The 8,067-nt window shown below is 71.2% G+C and carries 7 protein-coding genes and 1 pseudogene; 6 read left to right on the forward strand and 2 right to left on the reverse strand.

The window, feature by feature from the left end; all coding sequences use genetic code 11:
* The 4 genes and pseudogenes from ABZ919_RS41255 to ABZ919_RS41270 all read left to right on the forward strand — a co-directional run.
* A pseudogene (locus tag ABZ919_RS41255) lies at positions 1-306 on the forward strand (hypothetical protein); the annotation flags it as partial.
* A gap of 195 nt (positions 307-501) precedes the next feature.
* Positions 502-1,158: a 1,4-alpha-glucan branching protein gene (locus ABZ919_RS41260; RefSeq protein ID WP_361259401.1), complete on the forward strand. Its 657-nt coding sequence runs from the start codon at positions 502-504 to the stop codon at positions 1,156-1,158.
* A 238-nt stretch (positions 1,159-1,396) separates the two neighbouring features.
* Positions 1,397-3,259 (forward strand): M1 family aminopeptidase, encoded by a 1,863-nt coding sequence (locus tag ABZ919_RS41265; protein ID WP_361259404.1) that lies wholly within the window; start codon positions 1,397-1,399, stop codon positions 3,257-3,259.
* Positions 3,260-3,473: 214 nt separating this feature from the next.
* A complete protein-coding gene (locus tag ABZ919_RS41270; protein ID WP_361259407.1) occupies positions 3,474-4,265 on the forward strand; it encodes a lysozyme in 792 nt (263 codons plus the stop codon).
* Positions 4,266-4,327: 62 nt separating this feature from the next.
* Here the strand turns inward: ABZ919_RS41270 and ABZ919_RS41275 are convergent, their stop codons facing one another.
* Positions 4,328-4,963, reverse strand: a complete 636-nt coding sequence (locus tag ABZ919_RS41275) for a LysE family transporter (protein ID WP_361259408.1) — start codon at positions 4,961-4,963, stop codon at positions 4,328-4,330.
* A 443-nt stretch (positions 4,964-5,406) separates the two neighbouring features.
* Positions 5,407-6,006, reverse strand: coding sequence for an XRE family transcriptional regulator (locus ABZ919_RS41280; protein WP_361259410.1), 600 nt, complete (start codon positions 6,004-6,006; stop codon positions 5,407-5,409).
* A 107-nt stretch (positions 6,007-6,113) separates the two neighbouring features.
* On the opposite strand from ABZ919_RS41280, the gene ABZ919_RS41285 reads away from it, so the two are divergent.
* Both ABZ919_RS41285 and ABZ919_RS41290 read left to right on the forward strand, forming a co-directional pair.
* Positions 6,114-7,505, forward strand: coding sequence for an MFS transporter (locus tag ABZ919_RS41285; RefSeq protein ID WP_361259413.1), 1,392 nt, complete (start codon positions 6,114-6,116; stop codon positions 7,503-7,505).
* 159 nt (positions 7,506-7,664) lie between these two features.
* On the forward strand, positions 7,665-7,889 hold the full coding sequence (locus ABZ919_RS41290; RefSeq protein WP_361259415.1) for a hypothetical protein: 225 nt from the start codon (positions 7,665-7,667) through the stop codon (positions 7,887-7,889).
* The last annotated feature ends 178 nt before the right edge of the window (positions 7,890-8,067 follow it).

An 8,067-nucleotide genomic window follows, 5' to 3' on the forward strand; every position in this document is an offset into this window, starting at 1 on the left:
GAGCTTCCGGTCAAGCCTGAGCGTCCGGTGAAGCCGGAGCTTCCGGTCAAGCCTGAGCGTCCGGTGAAGCCGGAGCTTCCGGTCAAGCCTGAGCGTCCGGTGAAGCCGGAGCTTCCGGTCAAGCCTGAGCGGCCGATGAAGCCGGAGCTTCCGCAGCACCCCGTGAAGCCCGAATACCCGGAGCACCCGGTCAAGCCCGAATACCCCCACCACCCGGTGAAGCCGGAGCACTCGTCGAAGGGTTCGAAGCCGAGCGAGGAGCACCACGAGGGGCAGGAGCAGGGTCGGGATTCACGGGATTCGTGAATGCCGTGACAGTGACCGGCTGAGGGGAGCCGGAATTCCGTGAGAGACCGCTGGGCCGCGCCGCACGGTGCGGCCCAGCGGCGCGCCCGGCATACCACTTGAACCCGGCGCCGACCGAGGCGGGGGAGTGACCTGCGGGAACGGTGTGCGAAGCTTCGGGGACCAGCGTCCGTACCACGGAGGGGGAACCCCGGCATGGCCGTCATCCACCACACCACGCTCAAGCCCACGAAGCTGGAGCTGCTCACCGACTGGCTGCCTTCCCGCCCCTGGTACCGCGGCGGCCCGGACGCCCCGGTGCTGACCAGGTCCGGTGGCTTCCGGCTGGACGACCCCGCGGGCGAGGTCGGCATGGAGTTCATGGTGGTCACCGACACCTCCACTCCCGAACCGAGCGCCTACATGGTTCCGTTGAGCTATCGCGGGGCACCGCTGGACGGGGCGGAGCACGCGCTCGTGGGCACGATGGAGCACGGTGTGCTGGGCAGGCGCTGGGTGTACGACGGCTGTCACGACCCGGTGCTGGTGACCGAGCTGCTGTCGCTGATCGAGGGCACGGCCGAGGCGCACTCCCAGAGTGTCGACGGCGCCCTCGACCCCGAGGTGGTCCGCTCCTACACCGGCACGCCGCTCGCCCTGGACGGCTTCACCCCCGAGCCGGCCGACGACCCGGAGGGCACTCGCCTCACCGTGCCGCTCGGCACGGTGCTCCACGTCCACCGGGTCCTCAACCCCCTGCCGGAGAACCCGCCCCTTCGCCCCGAGGGAGCGATCGGTCACGTGGCGCGCGGCTGGCAGGACCCGCAGGGCGCCACGCCGGCGGCGGTCTTCGTGACACTGCGCACCGCCTGACCGGTACCGCCACGCCGGTGAACCGGTCCGGCATCTCCGCACAGCGCACTCCTTCTGGCATGCTCCGGTCAAATCTGTCACTCTTTCGGCACACCCGCGCCCCGACTCCCCGAGGACGCGGCGCACCGCTCGGTGCAGTGATCGCGCAAGCCCTGTCAGCGGCCGCCCCCGGCGCACCCCGGCCGGCCGGCGGCCATCGAGCAGGCCGGGAATCCCGGCCGCCGCAAAGGAGTAGCGTGTGAGAACGACCCCCCACAAGGCCCTCGGCGCCGGTGCCACAGCCGTCGTCGCGGTGGCCGCCCTCGTACTTTCCGGAACCCCCGCCCTCGCCCGGCCGGCCACGCACCACGCGGCCGCCGCCTGCACTCCGGCCCAGGTGGTCGCCAACGGCGGTTTCGAGAGCGGGACTTCGCCGTGGACGGCGTCCACCTCTTCCGTCATCACCAGCCGCTCGGGCGAGACCGCCCACGGCGGCACCTCGTACGCCTGGCTGGACGGAGTCGGCAGCACCCACACGGACACCCTCAGCCAGAGCGTGACCGTCCCGGCCGGGTGCGACGCGGCCACGCTCACCTTCTGGCTGCACATCGACACCGCGGAGACGACCTCGTCCACCGCCTACGACAAGCTCACGGCCAGGATCGGCAACACGACCCTGGCCACCTACTCGAACCTCGACAAGAACTCCGGATACGTGCGGAAGTCGATCGACGTGTCGGCGTACGCCGGGCAGACCGTCAGCCTCTCCTTCACCGGCACCGAGGACTCCAGCCTCCAGACGAGCTTCGTCCTCGACGACATCGCGCTGGACACCTCCGGCGGCACCGCGCCACCGCCGGCCGACTCCACCCGGACCCCGGCCGCGCCCTCGTACACCGTGAACCTCAGCAGCGACACCAGCGGCACCGTCTGGAACGGGCACGAGAGCGTCTCCTTCACCAATGCCTCCGCCAGCGCGCTCAACGAGGTCTACCTGCGGCTGTGGGACAACTACCACGGCACCTGCGACGCGATGCCGATCCGGGTCACGAACGTCACCGGAGGCACCGCGGAGGCACCCTCCGTGGCCTGCACCGCGCTCAAGGTCGACCTGCCCACCCCGCTCGCCCAGGGCCAGAGCGCCACCATCGGCCTCGACCTCGCCATCACCGTGCCCAGCGGCGCCGACCGGTTCGGCCACGACGGCGCCTTCAGCTTCATCGGCAACGCCCTGCCCGTCCTGGCGGTCCGCGACAGCGCCGGCTGGCACCTCGACCCGTACACCGACAACGGGGAGTCGTTCTACTCCCTGGCCGCCGATTTCAAGGTCACCCTGGACCACCCCAGCAGCCTGCTGGTCCCGGCCACCGGCACCTCCACCGACACACCCGGCTCCAGCGGCCGTACGGTGACGACGGCGACCGCGTCCAAAGTCCGTGACTTCGCCTGGGCCGCGGGCCCCTTCACCAAGATCTCCGGCACCTCGCCGGCCGGCGTCGCGGTGAACGTGTACTCCGTCTCGGGCATCAGCTCCTCCAGCGCCCAGTCCATGCTCAGCACCGCCAAGACCGCCGTGGACGCCCACGCGGCCCGCTTCGGCGCCTATCCCTACGGCGAGCTGGACGCCGTGATCGACAACAATTACTGGTTCGGCGGAATGGAGTATCCCGGCTTCGTCCTGGACCTGGTCAGCTCCACCGCCCTCACCCACGAGATCGGCCACCAGTGGTGGTACGGCATCGTCGGCGACGACGAGTACAACGGCCCCTGGCTCGACGAGGCGTTCGCCGACTACTCCACCGACCTCGCCCTCGGCAAGACCGGCACCAACTGCTGGAACAGCGTCTCCTGGGCCTCCAGCGCGGAGAAGATCACCAACTCCATGGCCTACTGGGACGCGCATTCCTCCCGCTATTCCACCGTCGTCTACGGGTACGGCAAGTGCGCCCTGCACGACCTGCGCCGCGTGCTCGGCGACACCGCGATGGGCAAGCTGCTGAAGGACTACGCGGCCGCGCACTGGTACGGCGTGTCGACCACGGCCGAGTTCAAGGCCGCCGCCCAGGCCGCCACGAGCACCGACCTCACCTCCTTCTGGACCCAGCACCGCATCGACGGCTGATCCGGCCGGGGCCGGCCGTGGGAGGCACCGCCTGGTACCCCCCGTCTTCCACGGCCGGCCCGTCGGCCCTGCCGGGTCCACCCGTACGGAGCAGGCGCGGGCCGAGATGGGTTCGTTGGGCGGTGCCTGAAGTGCGTGACGACCCGACTACGTGTCAGATGGTGCCGTGCGAAGCTCCGTAACCCTTTCCCGCGGCCGCTCACGCCTCGCTCTCATGAGCGCCCTGACCGGCCTTCTCCTCACCCTGTCCACGACCGCGGCCCACCCCGAGTCCGCCCCGACCGTGCCATCGCGCGGCAGCGCGTACATGGGAATCGGCGTCCTGGCCCACGACGGACGCGCCGGCGACACCGGCACCCCGCCCACGACGGGCCGGGCGACCGAGATCGAAGGCGTCGACGTCTCCAGCTACCAGGGCAACGTCAATTGGCCGACCCTGTGGGGCAGCGGCGTCAGGTGGGCTTACACGAAGGCCACCGAGGGGACCTACTACACCAACCCCAACTTCACCCAGCAGTACGACGGCCCCTACAACGCGGGCATGGTCCGCGGCGCCTACCACTTCGCCACCCCGGACAAGAGCGGCGGCGCGGCACAGGCCGACTACTTCCTGGCCCACGGCGGGGGCTGGTCCAAGGACGGCAAGACCCTGCCCGGCGTGCTCGACATCGAGTGGAACCCGTACGGCAGCGACTGCTACGGCAAGTCCAAGGGCGACATGATCGCCTGGATCCGCGACTTCCTGAACCGCTACAAGTCCCGCACCAGCCGTGACGCGATCATCTACACGGCGACCAGCTGGTGGACCAGCTGCACCGGCAACTACGCCGGCTTCGCCCCGAGCAATCCGCTGTGGATCGCCCGTTACGCCTCCACCGCCGGGACGCTGCCGTCGGGCTGGTCCTACCACACGATGTGGCAGTACACGTCCACCGGCCCGACCGTCGGCGACCACGACCGCTTCAACGGCTCCCTGGACCGGTTGAAGGCCCTGGCGACCGGCTGACCCGGCCCGGCACCCGGCGCGCTTCAGCATCGGAACCTCCGCGCTCCTGGTGCGGGGCCGGGCTAGGAGCCGGGCGCGAGCAGCATGCGCAGGGCGAGGACGGTCATCACGGCGCTGGACGCCAGGGCCGTGACGAGCCGCCCCCGGCTGCCGGTCAGCAGCCGGCCCAGCAGGGCCCCGCCGCCCGCCAGGAGCAACTGCCAACTGGCGGAGGCGGCGAAGGCGGCCAGGACGAACACGGTCCGCGCGAGGTGATCCGGCTGCGCCGTCGTCCGGCTGCCGAGGACGAGCGCCGCGAAGTAGATCACGGTGACGGGGTTCATCATCGTGACTCCCCACAGCCCCATGAAGGCCCGGGCCGGGCGAAGGGCAGCCGCGTCGGTCCGAGAGGTCGTCGACGGCCTGCGGTGCCGGGCGATCGCCGTGGCCGCGCCGCGGACGGCCAGTGCCATGAGCACCAGGCCGGCGGCCAGGCGCAGAGGGTCCATGACCGGCTCCAGGGTGTGCGTCAGCGCGGAGCCCCCGACCATGGCGATCAGCGCGTAGAGGCCGTCCGCGGTCGCGACCCCCAGCGCGGCGCAGGCGCCGGTCCGCAACGAGGTCCGCGCGGTCAGCGCCACCAGATACGTCCCGACGGCCCCCACCGGCACGGCGATGCCGTAGCCGGCGACCAGCCCCGAGACCAGCGCCGCGGTCATGCGTGCGCGGGCGTCGGCCTCCGAGAGGGGCAGGACTGCTGTCGGCCGCACACTGGTCGGACGGCGGCGGTCGGCGGCAGGAAGGTGATCAGCGAGGTCATGGGCCGATCCTGGTGGCAGCGCGGCGGCCGGGACAACTCTTTTTCGACGGAGGCGTCCGCGCGGCGCGGCACGGCACGGCAGGGCGCGGCCCGGCCCGCCCGGCCCGATCCGAGACGCGGACGATGAACAGGTGCCGGGGACATGGGGCCACGACGGCCGCGACCGCACCGGCGCGGCCCGCGACCGCACCGGCGCGGCCCGCGACCGCTCCGGCCGCGCCACAGGGGCCGGAACTCACCCCTGACGGGACCGGGTCCGGGACCCTTCCGCGCGTCGCGTGCCGGCAGGCAGTCAGGTGGCACAGGGCGTCCCTCGTCCGCGGCCGGGAGCGTTCGTCAGGATCACGACGGCGCGGCAGTGGAAGCGGCCGAGGACGATGGGCTCGTGCGGACGACGGCCTGGTCCCCTCTCGGCCCGAACAGGTGCAGGATCTCCACCGGCCGCGTGTCGGCCGGGCCGAACCAGTGCGGTTGCCTGGTGTCGAACTCGGCGACTTCGCCGGGGCGGAGAGTGGATGCGCGGTCCCCGAGAACGAGTCGTAGCTCGCCGGCGAGGACGTAGAGCCACTCGTAGCCGTCGTGGGTCACCAGTTTCTGCTCGCGGGGAGCCAGTACGTGCTTGAAGACCTGGACCCGGCCCGGGTACCGCGTCAGTGGCACGAGGACGCTGCCGTGCCCTTTGCGCAGGGGCGTGAGATGGACCCGGGGGTCGCCCGTGGCCGGTGCGGCCACCAACTGGTCGAGTGCGACGCGGTGCGCCCGCGCGAGCGGGATGAGCAGGTCCAGGGTCGGGCGCCGCTTGCCTGATTCGAGACGGGACAGCGTGCTCACCGAGAGCGCGGTGGCGTCCGCCAGCGCCTCCAGTGTCAGTCCGCGGTCCTTGCGCAGGGTGCGCAGCCTCGGCCCGATGGCATCGAGTATCCGCTGCAGTTCTGTGTCCACACGGCTCAGTGTCCGGTCTTTTGCGGTCTTCGCAAAGAAGCTCGGCGGTGGCCGTCGTCCTGCCCGAACCTGGCCGGGCAGTGTTCCCCGAGGTGAAGAGGCAGGCCATGACCTCCACAACGACCAGTCCCGGCACACCCGTTCCGAGCGCGCGCAGACGCTGGACCGTGCTGGCCGTCTGCTGCCTGAGCATGTTCGTGGTGGGTCTGGACACCACCATCGTCAACGTGGGTCTGCCCGCCATCGGGCGCGGCCTGGGAGCCGGGACGCGAAGTCTCGAGTGGAGCGTGGACGCCTACACCATCGTCCTGGCCGGTCTGCTGATCTCCTCCGGTGCGCTGGCGGACCGGTTCGGGCGCCGGCGCGTGTTCCGGACGGGGCTGGCTCTGTTCGGTGCCGCCTCGCTGCTCTGTGCGACGGCCGGCTCGGTGGGCGCGCTCGTCGCGGCTCGTGCGGTGCAGGGGATCGGCGCCTCGATGCTCAGTCCCGTGGCTCTGGCGATCGTGGTGAACACGATGCCCGACCCGCGGGAGCGAGCGCGGGCGATCGGTGTCTGGGCGTCCGTCTTCGGACTGAGCATGGCAGTGGGTCCGGTCACGGGCGGGGCTCTCGTCGCGGGGCTCGGATGGCGGTCCCTGTTCTGGGTGAACGCTCCGGTCGTCGCGGCCGCCCTGGTGCTCAGCGCGGTGTTCGTGCCGGAGTCCCGGGGGCCCCGGGTGCGACGGCTCGACGCTCCGGGACAGGCGCTGCTCACCGTGCTCGTCGCCGTCTGGGTCGGCGTCCTCATCGAAGGTCCGCGCATCGGCTGGACGAGCCCGGCGGCACTGGCCGCCTACGGCTTCGCCGCTTTGGCGACGGTCGGGTTCGTGCGGGTGGAGCGCCGTCGGCAGGAGCCGCTCATGGATCTGCGGCTCTTCCGCAGCCCTGTGTTCAGCGGTGCGGTGCTGGGCGCCGTGGCGGTCTTCGTCGCCCTGAACGTGACACTGCTGCTGAACACCCTCTACCTCCAGCACACCCGCGGCTTCACGGCCCTGGCCGCCGGAGCGGCCACCCTGCCCATGGCCCTCGGAGCGGCCTTCTGCGCACCGTGGTCCGGTCGTCTGGTCGGTCGTACCGGACCACGGCTGCCCCTGTCCGTGGCCGGCGGCTTCATCATGGGCGGCGGACTGTGCCTGGTGGGACTGGGCGGGCACACGAGCCTGTCCCTCCTTGTCACGGCGTACCTGCTGATCGGCATCGGGTTCGGCTTCGCCAACGCGCCGATCACCAACACCGCTGTCAGCGGGCTGCCTCCCGCCCGGGCGGCAGTGGCGGGAGCGATCACGTCCACAGCACGACAGATCGGCTCCGCACTCGGCATCGCCCTCGCCGGCGGCCTGGTCGCGCACAGCACCCCCGCCGGTCTGGCCCAGGCGTCCCGCCCCGGCTGGATCCTTGTCGCCGCCTGCGGACTCCTGCTGTTCCTCATGGCCCACCTCGCGCCGCGCGCACGTCGGTGACGGTGCGCGCGTGGAGGGCGGTGCTGGACTGGTCGCCTCGCCAGGCGGGGGAGACTGGGCGTGCTGCTCTTGCGATGCCAGGTCCGCAGCCCCGGCTCGTCGCCGAACGAGCCACGGATCGCATGTCTTTTCCTGCAGTCATATTCCTACACTCATCGGATGAGCAACTACACGTGCACCCACTGCGGCACCGTCGGCCTGATGGAAGGTTTCATCGAGGACGCCGGCGAACACTCGCGTGGCTACGCGCGCTGGATCGAAGGCGCGCTGGAGCGGGGGATCTTCGGGGGCGCCAAGCGGATGGGCCGACCCCGCCGGCAGATCGAGGCGTACCGCTGCCCCAAGTGCGGGCACTTGGAACTGTTCGCCACCGGCGAGGTGTAGCCGGTCTGCGGTGTTCCGTGACGCCCCGTGAGGGCGGGCCTGTGTTTCACGACGGGGCCCTTCGGACTTCGGCGCCGCCCCTCAGCTTGGCGTTTAACCTCGCTGGGCTTGGTGCTCCTTGATCGATTCGGGGCGTTTGACGGTCTTGCCAACGTCGTGGCGCCTGGCCCGTTGCTTG

It is taken from the genome of Streptomyces sp. NPDC046759 (genome assembly GCF_040645475.1).
GTDB lineage: Bacteria > Actinomycetota > Actinomycetes > Streptomycetales > Streptomycetaceae > Streptomyces.

Excerpts from the sequence above, each read along its gene's own strand:
- ABZ919_RS41285 (WP_361259413.1), top strand. The coding sequence starts at position 6,114 with ATGACCTCCACAACGACCAGTCCCGGCACACCCGTTCCGAGCGCGCGC.
- ABZ919_RS41260 (WP_361259401.1), top strand. The coding sequence starts at position 502 with ATGGCCGTCATCCACCACACCACGCTCAAGCCCACGAAGCTGGAGCTG.
- ABZ919_RS41290 (WP_361259415.1), top strand. The coding sequence starts at position 7,665 with ATGAGCAACTACACGTGCACCCACTGCGGCACCGTCGGCCTGATGGAA.
- ABZ919_RS41275 (WP_361259408.1), bottom strand. The coding sequence starts at position 4,963 with ATGACCGCGGCGCTGGTCTCGGGGCTGGTCGCCGGCTACGGCATCGCC.
- ABZ919_RS41270 (WP_361259407.1), top strand. The coding sequence starts at position 3,474 with ATGAGCGCCCTGACCGGCCTTCTCCTCACCCTGTCCACGACCGCGGCC.